The organism is Halosimplex rarum (assembly GCF_047715405.1).
Taxonomy (GTDB): Archaea; Halobacteriota; Halobacteria; order Halobacteriales; family Haloarculaceae; genus Halosimplex; species Halosimplex rarum.
Genome location: NZ_CP180412.1, coordinates 1,944,830 through 1,958,314, shown reverse-complemented (window position 1 = coordinate 1,958,314; position 13,485 = coordinate 1,944,830). Strand labels below are relative to the sequence as shown.

The following is a 13,485-nucleotide window of genomic DNA, read 5'->3' as shown; positions in this document are numbered from 1 at the left end:
GTCAGGGGAACCGGATCGCGCGCTCTCCCGCATCGATCTCGATCCGACCGCCGATCGGAATGGGTGCGTTCGGGTTCGTGTGGCCGAAGTCGAGGTCGAAGACGATCGGGGCGTCGGGGTTGTACTCCCGCACCCACTCTCGAATCGTCGCGCGCTGATCGACCCGGTACTGGTCGCGCTCCTCCTCGCTGTACTCGCGCTCCCGGTTTCGGGTCTGCGGGCGCCCGACGACCACCGCGTCGAACCGCTGAAGCAGGCCGCGCTCGCCGACGCAGGTCAGGATCCGCCTCACGTCGTCGGCGCTCGGGAGTTCTTCGGAGGTCTCCAGCGCGAGGACTGCACCGTCGAGCGCGTCGAGGTCTGGCGCACCCCGGTCTGCGGCCAGCACCCACTGGAGGACGGTGAGACAGCCGCCCCACAGCCGACCAGAAATCTGCTCGCCGGCTCGTTCGTCCGGCACGTCCCACTGCCAGCCGTCGGCGGGCTCGTACTCGGGCGTCGCCTCCCGAAAGTCGTCCCGAGCCCACTCGATCACGTCGTCGGTCCATTCGTCCGCCGAATCCAGTTCGCCCAGCGACTCCTCGAACAGGGCGCGGCGGAGATATCGCTCAGAGTACTCGGGGAACTCACCGGCGATGGCGACGTTGTTGAGCAACTGCCCGCCGTAGAACGAGACGATCCCGTGGGTCCAGAGGTAGCTGGCGAGGCAGGTGTTGTCGCTCATCCCGAAGAACCGGGTCGGATTGTTCCGCAGGATCTCGCCGTCGAGATGGCGAAGCATCCGGATCTGGTCGTCGCCGCCAATGGTCGCGAAGACGGCGCTGATGTCGGGGTCGCGAAATGCCTCGTGGACGTCTTCGGCTCGCAGCACCGGGTTCTCGCGGAGCCGCTCCGGATCGGCCTCCGCGGTGTCGTAGACGACGGGATCGAGGTCGAAGCGGTCGCGCAGCCGTTCGAGCGCGAGGTCGAGAACGTCCGGAAACACCGTCGCCGCGCCGCTGGACGGCGCGATCACGGCTACTTTGTCGCCCGGTTCGGCCGGTGGCGGCGTGACGAACTCCTCGACGGCGTCGCTCATGTTCGGTCTGTCCGGTGCCGAGCGAAAAGCGTTTGCGCTGCCGTGCGAGCGGTTGGCGTACTACCGCCCTCGTCGACCGGTGAACCACGGCCGGTGCCACCACTGCCAGACTCGCTTCGTCGCGCGAGTGACGGGGAACGGACCGTGGCCGAGCGTCGTGAGCGCGAACCCGACCGCCAGCGTCCCGACGAAGACGGCGGCGCCGGACCCGGCTGCCAGTACGTAGGGTCGCGCGGCGTCGACGGTCGGATCGACGGCGAAAAAGAGGACGGTCAGCGCAGCGACGACGGACGGGACCAGCGCGTCCACGAGACTCAGTAACGCGATGCCGATCGCACGGACGACCTTCATCCCCGGCCCTCAGTCGTCCGCGGATGCGTGGTCGGGGTTCGCGCCGGCGGCCGCGGCGACGTCGTCCTCGATGCTGGGCGGGTATTTGCCGCGGTCGAGTTTCAGGTCCGACTGTGGGCGGGCCATGCAGGTCAGCGCGTAGTTCTCGGCCTCCTCGTCGGTGAGGCCGCGGGCGGCGGGCTGGGTCACCTCGCCCTCCTCGATCTTCGCCGAGCAGGCGAGACACATCCCGACGCGGCAGGAGTACTCCTGCGCGATGCCCTCTTCGATACACCGGCTGAGGACGGTCTCCTTGTCAGAGACCGTGATCTCCTCGCCGGTCCCCACGAACTCGACGGTGTAATCGGTCATGGCCATCGGTTCGGTGGTATCCGCCTAAACTCTTTATGCCCGTCTGCGGACCGCGTCGCCGCGAGACCGACCGAAACCCGTTGCTGGGGGTCGGAGCGTTGGTAAAGAGTTTTCTTCCCTCCCCCGCGAAAAGTGGACCATGACTACACGCGAGTACGACGTCGTCGTCGTCGGGGCGGGGACTGCGGGCTCATACGCCGCAGCGACCGTCGCCCACGAGGGCTACGACGTCGCGATCCTCGAACGCAAACCCGAGGACGAAGGGGGCCACATCGCCTGCGGCGACGCGCTCAAGGGGGCCGGTTCCTTCCCCGACGCGATCCCCGAGTCGAAGATCGAACCCGCGATGACCAACACCGATGTCGACCACGGCCGCTTCGAGATCCCGCAGGAGGACACGGTTCTCGAGATCCCCGTCCCCGGGGAACTGGCCGTCATCGACCGCTGGGAGTACGGTCGTCGGATCATCGAAGGGGCCGAGGAGGCCGGCGCCGAACTCCACTACGACACGCTGGTTCAGGACGTCACGCAGGCCGACGACGGGACCGTCACGGGCGTCCGCGCGATGCGGAAGGGCGACCCCGTCGACTACGAGGCCGAGGTCGTCATCGACGGCGCCGGTGCGCTGTCGATCCTGCAGGACAACATCGACTTCGACGGGAGCTCCTTCGACACGAACGTCAGCTACCAGCAGTTCTGTTCGGCGTACCGAGAGGTCGTCACCGTCGACGAACCCGTCGAGTGGGACGACGCGCTCGTGTTCAAGCCGACCGAGCGCGCCGCGGGCTACCTGTGGTACTTCCCGCGGACCGACACCGAGATCAACGCCGGCCTCGGCTTCCAGATGACCGAGGAGCCGATGAAACTCGTCGACGACCTCAAGCGCGACCTGCGGGACCGCGAGGAGTTCGAGGGCGCCACCGTCGAGGACAAACTCGGCGCGGCGCTACCGACGCGGCGTCCCTACGACTCGGCGGTCGCGCCGGGGTTCATCGCCGCCGGCGACGCCGCCGGGCTGGTCAATCCGACAACCGGAGGCGGCATCGGCGGGGCCGCCCACTCCGGCCAGTACGCGGGCGAACAGGCCATCGAGGCCATCGAGGCCGACGACGTGAGCGAGGACCGACTCTGGGAGTACAACAAGAACGTGATGGACCACTTCGGGGCTCGCTTCGCGACCCTCGACGTGTACAACATCTTCGTGACGGCCTACGACATCGACGACCTGATGGGGATGCTGGCGGCCCTTCCCGCACAGAATATCGCCGAGGGGCTCTACGAGGGCGAGACCGACATCGGCCTCTGGCTCAAACTCAAGACCGCCGTGAAGTCCGTCGGCCACTGGGGCACCATCTACGATCTCTACGAGACGAAACAGCTCGCCGAGCGCGTGCTCGCTCACTACGAGGATTACCCCGAGAGCCGCGACGAGTTCGCCGACTGGCAGGCCCGCCGCGACGAGATCATGGACGACGTCTACGCGACGACCGGCGCCGACCCCAAGTACTGACACCTCCGCCCTGACTCACCGTTTTCCTCCGTCCGTCTCCCGGCCCGTTCAGCGCTCGGTCGGCGCCGCGTCACCGGATTCTGCTGCGGCGTCGCTCCTGTCGTCTAGACCTATCGGCGTTTCGACAGACAGCTGTCTCGTCCGTCCGCCCGCCGATCGGGCGCGTCGCACCGTTCGGTATGCGCCACGCCGCCGAGTCTGCCGGCGAGAAATGTTTCCAGGATCGAAATCGCACACACCTGACAAACATTTATATGCAAAAGTCAATTAATTGAACGTACGACGCGCCGTGTGGGTGCGGCCCGGGACAGCCCGTGGGGGTGGTCGTCCGGTCACAGAGCGGCGGGTTCCCGTGGTCGCAGGGGCGCGTGTGGGGAAGACCATGAACGGAAGCGACACGGCAAGAGCGGTATCACCGGTCATCGGGGTCATCCTGATGGTCGCGATCACGGTGCTCCTGGCGGCGACAGTGGCGACGTTTTTCATGGGATACGAAGACTCGCTGTCGGGGATGGGGGCGCCGACGGTAGCGATCACGGGCGAGTTCGACGTCGACAGCAGCGGCCACGAACTTGCCCTGGAGTTCACCGGCGGCGACGTCGTGGCCCGGGAGAACGTGAAGGTGCAGGTCTCGGACGCGAACTGCCTCGGCCACGGGACGGTCTCGAAGCGGTTCGATCTCGGGCGACTGGGCGTCTCGACGTCGGAGGTGATGGCGGGGACACGCGCCGACGTCACGGTCGGCACCGTGTGTCCGGCCGCGGCGAGCCGCCTGAAGCTCTCGCGGACGGAGGTGACGGTCTCGTGGGTCAGTTCCGACGGAGCCGACGGGAACGTCCTCTATCGATGGAAGGGGCCGGCTGCGTAGGGGCGGGCCCCGCGAATACACCACCGAAGCCGATAGCCGACCGTCAGTTCACGGTCGGTCTCTCGCTAGCGCCCGGACCGTCTCGGTCAGGACGTCGACGCCGACGACGAGCGAGTCCTCGTCGACGTCGAAGGTGGCCGTGTGATGGCCGCCGGGGTGGTCGGTCCCGATGCCCACGTAGGCGGCTTTCCCGCCGTTCTCCTGCACGCGGCGCATGAGGAAGGTGGCGTCCTCGCTCCCGCCAAGGTCGGCGTTGCGGACGACCGAGTCGACGCCGTCGGTCAACCCGGCGACCGCCTCGACCACGTCGACCACCGCGTCGTCGCTCTCGGCCCCCGGCGCTTCCCCCTGGGAGACCAGTTCGACGTCGCACTCGTGCATCGCCGCCGCGCCCTCGACGACCGACCGGGCGCGGTCGCGCATGTACCGCATCAGTTCCGTCGTCTCGCCGCGGACTTCACCCTCGATGTATGCTTCCTCGGGGACGACGTTCGTCGCGCTGCCGCCGCCGACCTCGCCGGCGTTGACCCGCGTCTTGCCGTCCTCGTGGCGAGGGATGGCGGAGAGGTTCTGCACGGCCGCGGCCATCGCCTGGACGGCGTTGCGTCCCTCCGACGGCCGCGCGCCGGCGTGGGCGGACTCGCCCGAGAAGTCGGCGCGGAACTGATGGACCGCGAGGAACCCCTCGATCCCCGCGACCACCTCGCCCGTCGGGTGATCGAGACCGACGTGGACGGCGAGGAGGTAGTCGACGTCGTCGAGCAGACCGCTCTCCGCCATCGGCTTGCCGCCGCCGATAGCCTCCTCGGCGGGCTGGAAGAACACCTTGAGGGTGCCGGCGAAGTCGCCGTCCGCGACCGCTTCGAGGACGCCCAGTCCGATCGCCGCGTGGGCGTCGTGCCCACAGGCGTGCATCGCGTCGTCGTTCTCGGATCGAAATCCTTCGCGAGCGGGGACGTGGTCCTCGGCTGTCGACTCCTCGCGAGGGAGCCCGTCGATGTCGACCCGGAGTCCGACCGTCGGGCCGTCGCCGCCCTCGACGGTCGCCATCGCGCCCGTGTACCCACCCCGGAGTCGCTCCAGGATTTCGGGGTCGGCGCCGGCGTCGAGCGCCCGCTGGAACCATCGGTCCAGTTCCGCGTCGTCGGGGACGGCGATGCGCTCGTCGGCGTCGACCACCTCGGGGCCGACGCGTATCTCGTCGACGTCGAGCGCCCGGAGTTCCTCGACGACGCGGGCGGTCGTCCAGAACTCCCGCCAGGCGGGCTCGGGTCGGCGGTGAAAGGCGCGGCGCAACTCGACCAGGCGGTCGCGACTCGGCTGACTCATGGCGGGGGAGACGACGGCGAGGGTGTAGACGGTTTCGGGTGGAACACGGGCGGGACGCGCGGGTGCTTAGACGTGTTGTTGAGTGAGGTCTCGCGGACGGTCAAATGCGACGGATTCGCGCGCTCAGACCTGTTCGATCGCGGCTTCGACGTGGATGCGATTGGGGTAGTCGTCGCCGGCGACGTCGCGAGCGAACTCGTCGTGGCCGTGGATCTCGACGGTCCGGGTGTAGGCGGTGTACTGCCAGGGCTCGAACCGACCGCCCTCGGCCGAGAGCCGCTTGGTCTGGGGCACCCGGTGGTCGGTCGGGGGCCGGGGGTGAGGGCCTTTCAGCTCCACGCCCTTGCGCTCGGCGGCGGACTTGACGCCGTCGACGATGTCGTCGAGGAGGCGCCGATCCCCGCTCGTGAACGTGAGCTTCGTGACGAACGGCATATGCGTCCGGTCGCCGGGCGCGCGGATAAGCGATGCGTTTGTCCGCCAGCGGAGGGGGTCGGACGGATGTGGTATCGGCCTGGCGACGCTCCGATATTCACTTAAGGTGTGATAGAGTACGTATCGGCAATGATAGAGGCCACGAGCGCGGGAGCCATCCTCTTTCGCGACACGCGTGGCCGGCGGGAGTACCTGCTCCTCAAGAGTCGCCCCGGCGACTGGGAGTTCCCCAAAGGGGGCGTCGAGGGCGACGAGGAGCTCCAGCAGACCGCCATCCGCGAAGTGAAAGAGGAGGCCGGAATCGGCGATTTCCGGCTCTTAGACGGCTTCCGAGAAGACTACGACTACGTGTTCGAAGCCAACGGCAACACGATCCATAAGACAGTCCACCTGTTCATCGCCCGCTCGTTCGAGGCGTCGGCGGAGCTCTCCCACGAGCACCGCGACCTGCAGTGGCGCGACTACGAACAGGCCATCAACACCGTCACCCAGGACGGTCCCCGCGAGATACTCGAAGAGGCCCACGAGTTCCTCGACGAGAAACTCGCGGAGGAAGACGAGGACGAAGACGACGAGGAGTAGGGACGGGCTGCGACCCGCCACTCCGACCACCGGATCCGCGCCGAGCGAGTCGCTTCTTAGTCCGCTCGCCGTGCGGCCGTCTGCCAGGCCCGCAGATGTCTCCCGACGAGTGTACCACTGGCGACTCGTCCGGCGTCGAGCCCCCGGTCCGCAACTCGACGGCACACGTGTCAATTCAGTAGGTTAATCACGGTCGGCCCGATACGGGCGATCCGTTATGGTACTCGGATTCGACGACGAAGCGTTCAAGAAATCGGTCGCGACGATCTTCGTCGCGTTGTTGGTCACGGGGTTCGTCCCGGTCGTCAACCTCGTCCGGTACGTCCCGCTGTTCAAAGAGGTTTTGCTGGGCGCACTCGTCGTAGTCGCCTTCACGTCGATCACCGACGCGGAATCCGCGATCAAGTTCGCTCTCGTCACCGGCATGCTAGCCGCCGTGGCGTTCAACGTCGTCTACATCCCCGCGTCGTTCGTCCTCGGCGGGGTCATGGGCGCGGCGACCGGCGCTGACGTGGGCCTGATGATGTTCGCCCGCGGTTTCGGCGCCCTGATGAACGTCTTCGGTCTCCTCTTCATGTCGCCGGTCGGCTACATCCTGGGCGGAGCGCTGGGGAGCGTCCTCAACGCCGAGTAAAACCGCCGTTTCGCCGCGCGATCGCCGTTCAGATGCCGGTCGCGCCGCGGTACTGGGCGTCGCCGAAGCCCAGCAGCGGGAAGAAGATGAACCCGAGGAAGAACAGGCCGAGGCCGTATCCCGCGCCTTTCCCGAACGCCTTCGCGACGTCCATGAACGGGATGATGACCGCGAAGGGGATGAAGAGGCTCAACAGCAGCCACACGACGTCCCGGTCGGCGATCTCGCAGACGAGGATGTAGGTGTTGTATATCGGGATGATGGCTGCCCAGCCGGGCTGGCCCGCCTTCGTGAACACTTTCCACCACCCGGCGAGAGTGATGAGCGATATCACCATCGACACGGCGAAGATGACGAGGAACGCCCCCGCCAGCGCGCCGCCTGCTCCGTTGCTCGTCTGCAGCACTGTCGCCGCGATTCCACTTCCGAACAGGTTCCCAGCCATGTGCCACACTCTCCCCGCATAGTATATAAATCCTATCTTCGCAGAAACAGGTCAGTTCCCAATATCGTTCGGCCGCGGTGCCCGTCGGGCTCCTGTGAACGTCGGGAAACGGCCGACAGCGTCGCCGGCTCTCGACCGGTCCGATCCGGGTCGCACGTCAGCGTGCGGATACACCCCGCCGCTGCGGGCGGGTCGTTGCGGGTCCGGCGCCCGTGTGGGTCGGCCTGATTCCCGTTCGCGAAACATATAAGCGGTCGCCACCGCCTATCTCGGGTCGTGTCACCCGGGGACGACGGCGCCCTCGGCGGGTCGGAGTTCGTCTTCGAGCTCTGCGTCTGCCAGTGGGCCGAACGCGAGTGGCCGCCCGACGGCGTCTCGACCGGCGATTCGGCCGCCATCGTCGCCCGGCAGATCGGGACGAGGGACCGCCGCTGGGACACGGTCGTCGTCGAGTGCGACCCCGAGGGCCTGCGCCAGCGGGCGAACTTCGGCCTGGAAGAACTCGACTCGGACCTCCTGCACGTCGTCCGGAACGCGCCCGCCGAGTGGGCGTGGTACCGCGACGCGCTCCCGGACCCGGGCTACCCCTGGCGGTACGTCCGCGAGGCGGTCCACCGCGCCGGCGACCGCGGCGTCGTCGAGACCCGGACGGGCTCGAACGGCCGGATCGAACTCCGGCGCAAGTGGGCGTATCCCGACTGGGTCCGGCGGATCGTCGCCATCGAGAACAAGCCCGACCTCGACGCCAGCGCCGCTCGCGCGCTCGCCCCGCAACTCGAACGCGACGTGGCCCTGTCGCTGGCCGACGAGGTGTGGGTCGCGACCACCGAGACCGGCGAGACGGTCGAACCGGCGCTGATCGAGGACGTGCCGGTCGAAGCGGGCGTCCTCACCGTTGACGTCGACGGCGACGCCAGCGTCTCCTGGCACCCGCGGACGCTGGCCGCCGCCGACCCCGGGACGCGGATTCTCGAACGCCCCTCGGGCGGCGCCCGGGACGCCTCGGCCGCGCGCTTCGAGTACGCCGACCCCGAGTGGAAGCGCGACAAGCGCCTCGAACTCGCTGAACGGGCCTACGGTCGCGGCTGGCGCTCCTACGCCGACACCATGCGTCCCGACTGCCGGCACTTCCGGCTCACCGACGAACGCCCCGGCTTCCTGCCGTACTGCGCAGCCAAGGAGTGCCACCAGACCGCCGGGCAGTGCTCGGGCTCGTGCCCCGATTTCGAACCGGAACCGCCGGTCTGGCGCTCGGGCGACTGGCCGATAACGGGCGGGCCGGGGAAGGGGATCAAGCGCCTGCTCGACCGGCGACGGCGGCGGCAGCGGCCGGGACTCGACAGGGACGGCTGACAGGTAGTCGCGTGCGCCGAGACCGATTACCCGTCGTCGCCGTCGACTCGTTCGACGTCCAGCGCGTCGCGTTCGACGGCCAGCCGGTACGTCGGGACCGTCTTCTGGACCCGCTCGACGACGCCCTTCTCGGTGAGCGAGCGGAGCGCCGAGCGCACGTCGTCTACCTCGGCGTCCATCCCGGCGTCCTGGACGTCGTGAAGCGTGGCGACGACGCTCTGGGGCTCCTCGTCGTGGTCGGGGAGGGCGTCGATGACCGCCGCCTGGAGCGGCGGGGCTTTGACGACCTGTTCGTTCACCTCGCCCTCGACCTCGTCGCCGACGAGTTCGTTGGCCTCCGGCGTGGCGCAGATGAGGCTGTCCTCGTTGCGGTAGTAGTAGTCTTTCAACTCGGATTCGAGGTACTGGTGGACGTCGCTCCCGCTGTCCATCTCCCACTGGGCCTGGAGCTCGGCGTTCTTCGTCGGCTGGAGCGCCACCACGTCCGCGAGTCGCTCGCGGGCCTCGTCCGATAACGTCATTCGTCCGCCGGTAGGGACATGTGCTATTAAGCCGTGTTGCTTGCCGGTGGCGGCCGGCCGACGACGACCGGCCGGTCGCCGGTGTCTGGAGCCGTCCGGTCAGAGGCCGTCGAGCGTCGCGGCGACGTCGTTCCAGTGGCTGCCCTTCCAGAAGTGCTGGCCGCAGTTGCGACAGCGCCAGACGGTCTCCTCGTGGGTCTCCGGCGCGTAGTCGGGCGTCGGCTCGGTCCGATCCACTCGTTCGAGCGGACCGTTGCAGGCGCTACAGCGCGACGGCTCTTCGGCCAGGTCGAGGTCGAACCCCGACCGGCGCAGCTCCTGTAGCTGCTCGGTCACGTCGCGGGTCGAGAGCAGTTGCGTCCGCTCGCCGCGCGCGGCCAGTTCGCGGTCGCGCGTGACGAGGACGCGACCTTCGGTGTGCGCCAGTGCGAGCACGTCGTCGTCGTCCTCGGCCCCGCGCTCGACCGCGTAGGCGGCGTCGTACCCGCACATTCGGAGATACGTGGCGAGCTTCCCGAGCATCGTGTCGAGCAGCAGTGCCGACTCCGCCGACGGTCGCTGCGGGATGTCGTCCTCGGTCGTCGCGGTGCTCGCTGTCGCCGGTCGCGCGCGCTCGTCGATGTCTGGCTCGTCGCCGGTCATTCGAGGAACTCGCGCAGGCCTTCGACGCCTCGCGTATTGAGTACGTCGGTCTCTTCGGCCCAGCCCCGACGCGCCGTGTGCACGCCGTAGCGGACGTGAGCGTAGCGAGCCGGCCGGTGAGCGTCCGTATTGATCGCGACTGTCGCGCCCGCTTCGACCGCAGTCTTGACCGCCCCGCCGCCCAGATCCAGTCGAGCCGGGTTGGCGTTGACCTCCAGCGCGGTGTCGTGCTCGGCCGCAGCCGCGGCGAGGCGCTCGACGTCGACGTCCAGTCCCGACCGCTGATTGATGTACCGGCCCGTCGGGTGACCGATGATGTCGACCTCGGGATGTTCGACGGCGGCGACGAGCCGGTCGGTCCCGTCGCCGTCGAGACCGGCGTGTGGCGAGGCGACGACGACGTCCAGTTCCGCCAGCACGTCGTCGGCGACGGAGATCTCCCCCTCCGTCGAGATGTTGGCCTCGACGCCAGTGAACACGGGGAAGTCGGTTTCCTCGGCGACCGCGCGGACCTCGTCGATCTGTTCGCGGAGTTCGTCGTCGGGGACGCCGACGCCGCCGACCATCCCCGGCCCGGTCGCGTGGTCGGTGATCGCGACGTACTCGTGGCCGAACGACGCGGCGCCCTCGACCATCTCCGCGACCGTGTGGCCGCCGTCCGACCAGTCGGTGTGGACGTGCAGGTCGCCCCGCACGTCGCCTTCGTCGACCAGATCCGGGAGGTCGCCGTCCTGCGCGGCCTCGATTTCGCCCCGGTTCTCCCGGATCTCGGGCGCCATCCACGGCATGTCCAGCGCCTCGTACATCCCCTCCTCGGTCTCGCCGGCGACGCGCTCGCCCGCTCGCTGGTCGGCGTCGGGGTCGTCGACCTCGGAGACGTCGAAGACGCCGTACTCGTTCATCTTCAGATCGCGGTCGATGGCGACGTTCCGGAGCGTGACGTTGTGGTCCTTGCTGCCGGTGAAGTACTGGAGCGCGCTCCCGAACTCGGACGGATCGACGACCCGCAGGTCGACGCGCACCTCGCCCGAGCGGACGCTCGCCTTCTGCTCGCCCGCCTCGATGACCGCGTCGGCGCCCGGCCAGTCGGTGAACGCGTCGACGACGGCCTCGCCCTCCTCGCTGCCCACCAGCACGTCCACGTCGCCGATCGTCGCCTTCCAGCGGCGGAGCGACCCCGCCAGGTCGATCCGGTCGATCGCCGGGCGCCCCGCTAGGTAGTCGACGACCCGCTCCCCGCGCGGGCGGGCCTCCCCGAGCAGCTCGCGTTCTGTCGCCTCGCGAGCGAACTCGATGTTTTCCAGGATGTTCTGCTCGGTCTTGGCGCCGAACCCACTCACGTCCTGAATCTCGCCGGCCTCCGCGGCGGCTTCCAGGTCGTCGAGCGTCGTGATCCCCAGCGCCTCGTAGAGCGTCCCGACGGTCTTCGGGCCGACGCCCTCGACGCGAGTGAGTTCCGCCATCTCGACCGGCAGCTGCCCGCGCAGTTCCTCCAGCTCGGCGATCTCGCCGGTCTCGACGTACTCGATGATCTTCGAGGCGATGGCGTCGCCGACCCCCTCGATCTCGTCGAGCGCGTCTTCCCCGGCGTGGGCCAGCCGGGCGACGTCGTCGGGGTGGCCGCGGACGTTCTCGGCGGCCCGCCGGTAGGCCCGCGGCTTGTACTCGACGTCCTGGGCCTCCAGCAGGTCGGCGAACTCCTCCAGCCGGGCCGCGATGTCGTCGTTGACGCTCATCGCGACCTCGACGAGCGGTGCGAGCCCTGACTGTCCTGGTCGTGGCCCAGCGCCTGCTTGAGAAAGCTCATCCAGCGCTTCTTGTCGGCGGTCTCCTGGGCTTCGATCTCCGCTTCGAGGTTCGTCGGGCCGAGGTTCTCGAGCGCGTTGAGCGCGCGGTCGATGCCGATGATCGCCTGTGCCTGGCGCTCGCCCTCTTCGCGGGAGATGTCGCTGTCCTCTATCAGGTCCTTGCGTCGGATCCGCTCGCGCCGGAGGTTCGTCTTCGCCTGGTCGACGCGTTCGCGCTCGCCGGCCGGGATCGTGTCCCGCCGCTTGATCTCGAAGACGAACTCGCGCAACTCGACCGGCTCCCCCTGGACCTCGATGCGGTCGGGGATGTCGGCGCCCACGGTCGCCCCCTCCCGGCCGATGCGCTCCAGGAGCTGTTTGCGCTCGTACTCTTTCACGGATCCGTCTCCGACCTCTACGGTCAAAAACCCACGCGATACCCCCGCGGCGGAGCGCTTCTCGACGGACGAGACGAGGGCGGAACGGTCCGGGTCGGAAGGGTAGGCCCTATATGGGTGGGCGTTCTACAGGTGTGTAGCACCGTCGTCAGCGGACGGCCGGCGATCCCATAAACATGAGCCGCGTATACAGACTCCACTCGACACTGGAACTGCCCCTGGAGGACGTGTACGACTTCTTCGACGACCCGGATCTCCCGGAGAACGTCGAAGACGTCGACATCACGCGCCGGAACAACACGCTCATCATCAGCGCGGTCTCCGTCGACGAGAGCATCAGCAAGTACACGCCGACGGCCCAGTTGAAGGCCAGCGTGACGGAGAACCGCGTCTACGAGGAGATCGAAGAGGACGAAGACGAGGACAGCACGCCGGTCCACACCACGGACACCGCCGGCGGCCCGCAGTGGGGCGCCCTGGAGGAAGAGGAGGAAGAGCCGCCCTCGGAGCTCGTCGAGTACGCCTGTTTCAAGGGCGACCGAGAGACGGTTCTTCAGAACAGCACCCTGCAGTACGAGATGTTTCAGGTCCTCTGTGACATCGCCCGGATCGCCGAGAAGGGAACCCTCACCGCCATCATCTCGCCCGACGACGACCTCGAAGCGATTCGCATCGTCGACGGCGAGGACGTGCCCGCGTCCATCAACGTCGTCGAGGACCCCCGCGAAGACGAGGACTCCGAGGGCGTCAACTGGCGCGACAACGAGTTCATCTCGGGCTGAGTCGACGCGTTTCCTCCCACGCGTCGCTCCCGTTCTGTTGATTTTGTCCCGACCGCTCACGCCCTGCGTTCGACAGCGACGTCTCTACCAGTGTGTTCGAATCCGTGAGGACGTCGCCTACTCTCCCGCGTCGCGGACGTCGACGGTTCCGTCGCTCTCGCAGACGACGGTACAGCCGGCGTAGTCGAACGTCACCTGCCCGTTCGGGATCGAACCGGGGGTATCGAAGAGACTGTCGAGCGCGTCGGGATCGAGGACGCCGTACAGCGACGGCAGCGCCATCTCTTCGGTGTCCTTGTGGGTTGCGACGGACCGTACAACCGTCTCGCTGAGCGACCCGGCGCCGTCGTTCTGGCCGGAGTCTGCCGAAGTCATCAGTCCCCGATTCACCGGTGAAACGTAAAACTCCTCCGAAGGGA

The 13,485-nt window shown here is 68.0% G+C and carries 17 protein-coding genes; 6 read left to right on the top strand and 11 right to left on the bottom strand.

Annotated elements, in window-relative coordinates; genetic code table 11:
* Nucleotide 1: 1 nt before the first annotated feature.
* The 3 genes from ACMGFH_RS09635 to ACMGFH_RS09625 are packed head-to-tail and all read right to left on the bottom strand — an operon-like array spanning nt 2 to nt 1,780.
* Complete coding sequence (locus tag ACMGFH_RS09635) at nt 2-1,078, bottom strand: S66 family peptidase (RefSeq protein ID WP_415382861.1); 1,077 nt, start codon at nt 1,076-1,078, stop codon at nt 2-4.
* 60 nt (nt 1,079-1,138) lie between these two features.
* Nucleotides 1,139-1,429, bottom strand: coding sequence for a hypothetical protein (locus ACMGFH_RS09630; RefSeq protein WP_415382860.1), 291 nt, complete (start codon nt 1,427-1,429; stop codon nt 1,139-1,141).
* A 9-nt stretch (nt 1,430-1,438) separates the two neighbouring features.
* Nucleotides 1,439-1,780, bottom strand: coding sequence for a 2Fe-2S iron-sulfur cluster-binding protein (locus ACMGFH_RS09625; protein ID WP_415382858.1), 342 nt, complete (start codon nt 1,778-1,780; stop codon nt 1,439-1,441).
* Nucleotides 1,781-1,919: 139 nt separating this feature from the next.
* On the opposite strand from ACMGFH_RS09625, the gene ACMGFH_RS09620 reads away from it, so the two are divergent.
* Nucleotides 1,920-3,290 (top strand): geranylgeranyl reductase family protein, encoded by a 1,371-nt coding sequence (locus tag ACMGFH_RS09620; RefSeq protein WP_415382856.1) that lies wholly within the window; start codon nt 1,920-1,922, stop codon nt 3,288-3,290.
* Nucleotides 3,291-3,672: 382 nt separating this feature from the next.
* Nucleotides 3,673-4,158, top strand: coding sequence for a type IV pilin (locus ACMGFH_RS09615; RefSeq protein WP_415382854.1), 486 nt, complete (start codon nt 3,673-3,675; stop codon nt 4,156-4,158).
* 48 nt (nt 4,159-4,206) lie between these two features.
* On the opposite strand, the gene ACMGFH_RS09610 is transcribed toward ACMGFH_RS09615, so the two are convergent.
* On the bottom strand, nt 4,207-5,487 hold the full coding sequence (locus ACMGFH_RS09610; protein ID WP_415382853.1) for an amidohydrolase: 1,281 nt from the start codon (nt 5,485-5,487) through the stop codon (nt 4,207-4,209).
* A gap of 123 nt (nt 5,488-5,610) precedes the next feature.
* Nucleotides 5,611-5,922 carry a 30S ribosomal protein S10 gene (locus tag ACMGFH_RS09605; RefSeq protein ID WP_415382851.1) on the bottom strand — a complete coding sequence of 104 codons (312 nt, stop codon included), beginning with the start codon at nt 5,920-5,922 and terminating at the stop codon, nt 5,611-5,613.
* 129 nt (nt 5,923-6,051) lie between these two features.
* On the opposite strand from ACMGFH_RS09605, the gene ACMGFH_RS09600 reads away from it, so the two are divergent.
* On the top strand, nt 6,052-6,504 hold the full coding sequence (locus ACMGFH_RS09600; RefSeq protein ID WP_415382850.1) for a bis(5'-nucleosyl)-tetraphosphatase: 453 nt from the start codon (nt 6,052-6,054) through the stop codon (nt 6,502-6,504).
* Nucleotides 6,505-6,721: 217 nt separating this feature from the next.
* A complete protein-coding gene (locus tag ACMGFH_RS09595; RefSeq protein ID WP_415382849.1) occupies nt 6,722-7,138 on the top strand; it encodes a hypothetical protein in 417 nt (138 codons plus the stop codon).
* 28 nt (nt 7,139-7,166) lie between these two features.
* On the opposite strand, the gene ACMGFH_RS09590 is transcribed toward ACMGFH_RS09595, so the two are convergent.
* Nucleotides 7,167-7,583 (bottom strand): DUF5684 domain-containing protein, encoded by a 417-nt coding sequence (locus tag ACMGFH_RS09590; protein WP_415382847.1) that lies wholly within the window; start codon nt 7,581-7,583, stop codon nt 7,167-7,169.
* Nucleotides 7,584-7,859: 276 nt separating this feature from the next.
* Between ACMGFH_RS09590 and ACMGFH_RS09585 the strand changes: the two genes are divergently transcribed.
* Nucleotides 7,860-8,936: a DUF5787 family protein gene (locus ACMGFH_RS09585; protein WP_415382845.1), complete on the top strand. Its 1,077-nt coding sequence runs from the start codon at nt 7,860-7,862 to the stop codon at nt 8,934-8,936.
* A 26-nt stretch (nt 8,937-8,962) separates the two neighbouring features.
* Here ACMGFH_RS09585 and ACMGFH_RS09580 read toward each other — a convergent pair whose 3' ends face one another.
* From ACMGFH_RS09580 to ACMGFH_RS09565, 4 genes are all read right to left on the bottom strand, one after another.
* Complete coding sequence (locus ACMGFH_RS09580) at nt 8,963-9,457, bottom strand: DUF5797 family protein (protein WP_415382843.1); 495 nt, start codon at nt 9,455-9,457, stop codon at nt 8,963-8,965.
* A gap of 99 nt (nt 9,458-9,556) precedes the next feature.
* A complete protein-coding gene (locus ACMGFH_RS09575; protein WP_415382841.1) occupies nt 9,557-10,099 on the bottom strand; it encodes a DUF5615 family PIN-like protein in 543 nt (180 codons plus the stop codon).
* A complete protein-coding gene (polX, locus tag ACMGFH_RS09570; RefSeq protein WP_415382840.1) occupies nt 10,096-11,835 on the bottom strand; it encodes a DNA polymerase/3'-5' exonuclease PolX in 1,740 nt (579 codons plus the stop codon). Before polX ends, ACMGFH_RS09575 begins: the two co-directional genes overlap by 4 nt.
* Complete coding sequence (locus tag ACMGFH_RS09565) at nt 11,832-12,284, bottom strand: DUF5788 family protein (protein WP_415382838.1); 453 nt, start codon at nt 12,282-12,284, stop codon at nt 11,832-11,834. Before ACMGFH_RS09565 ends, polX begins: the two co-directional genes overlap by 4 nt.
* Before the next feature lie 176 nt (nt 12,285-12,460).
* Here ACMGFH_RS09565 and ACMGFH_RS09560 point away from each other — a divergent pair, with 176 nt between their 5' ends.
* Nucleotides 12,461-13,066, top strand: a complete 606-nt coding sequence (locus ACMGFH_RS09560; RefSeq protein ID WP_415382837.1) for a hypothetical protein — start codon at nt 12,461-12,463, stop codon at nt 13,064-13,066.
* Nucleotides 13,067-13,183: 117 nt separating this feature from the next.
* Here the strand turns inward: ACMGFH_RS09560 and ACMGFH_RS09555 are convergent, their stop codons facing one another.
* On the bottom strand, nt 13,184-13,441 hold the full coding sequence (locus ACMGFH_RS09555) for a HalOD1 output domain-containing protein (protein ID WP_415382835.1): 258 nt from the start codon (nt 13,439-13,441) through the stop codon (nt 13,184-13,186).
* Nucleotides 13,442-13,485: the final 44 nt, after the last annotated feature.

Coding starts and splice junctions, on each gene's coding strand:
- ACMGFH_RS09635 (WP_415382861.1), bottom strand. CDS start 1,078: ATGAGCGACGCCGTCGAGGAGTTCGTCACGCCGCCACCGGCCGAACCG.
- ACMGFH_RS09630 (WP_415382860.1), bottom strand. CDS start 1,429: ATGAAGGTCGTCCGTGCGATCGGCATCGCGTTACTGAGTCTCGTGGAC.
- ACMGFH_RS09625 (WP_415382858.1), bottom strand. CDS start 1,780: ATGACCGATTACACCGTCGAGTTCGTGGGGACCGGCGAGGAGATCACG.
- ACMGFH_RS09620 (WP_415382856.1), top strand. CDS start 1,920: ATGACTACACGCGAGTACGACGTCGTCGTCGTCGGGGCGGGGACTGCG.
- ACMGFH_RS09615 (WP_415382854.1), top strand. CDS start 3,673: ATGAACGGAAGCGACACGGCAAGAGCGGTATCACCGGTCATCGGGGTC.
- ACMGFH_RS09610 (WP_415382853.1), bottom strand. CDS start 5,487: ATGAGTCAGCCGAGTCGCGACCGCCTGGTCGAGTTGCGCCGCGCCTTT.
- ACMGFH_RS09605 (WP_415382851.1), bottom strand. CDS start 5,922: ATGCCGTTCGTCACGAAGCTCACGTTCACGAGCGGGGATCGGCGCCTC.
- ACMGFH_RS09600 (WP_415382850.1), top strand. CDS start 6,052: ATGATAGAGGCCACGAGCGCGGGAGCCATCCTCTTTCGCGACACGCGT.
- ACMGFH_RS09595 (WP_415382849.1), top strand. CDS start 6,722: ATGGTACTCGGATTCGACGACGAAGCGTTCAAGAAATCGGTCGCGACG.
- ACMGFH_RS09590 (WP_415382847.1), bottom strand. CDS start 7,583: ATGGCTGGGAACCTGTTCGGAAGTGGAATCGCGGCGACAGTGCTGCAG.
- ACMGFH_RS09580 (WP_415382843.1), bottom strand. CDS start 9,457: ATGACGTTATCGGACGAGGCCCGCGAGCGACTCGCGGACGTGGTGGCG.
- ACMGFH_RS09575 (WP_415382841.1), bottom strand. CDS start 10,099: ATGACCGGCGACGAGCCAGACATCGACGAGCGCGCGCGACCGGCGACA.
- polX (WP_415382840.1), bottom strand. CDS start 11,835: ATGAGCGTCAACGACGACATCGCGGCCCGGCTGGAGGAGTTCGCCGAC.
- ACMGFH_RS09560 (WP_415382837.1), top strand. CDS start 12,461: ATGAGCCGCGTATACAGACTCCACTCGACACTGGAACTGCCCCTGGAG.
- ACMGFH_RS09555 (WP_415382835.1), bottom strand. CDS start 13,441: ATGACTTCGGCAGACTCCGGCCAGAACGACGGCGCCGGGTCGCTCAGC.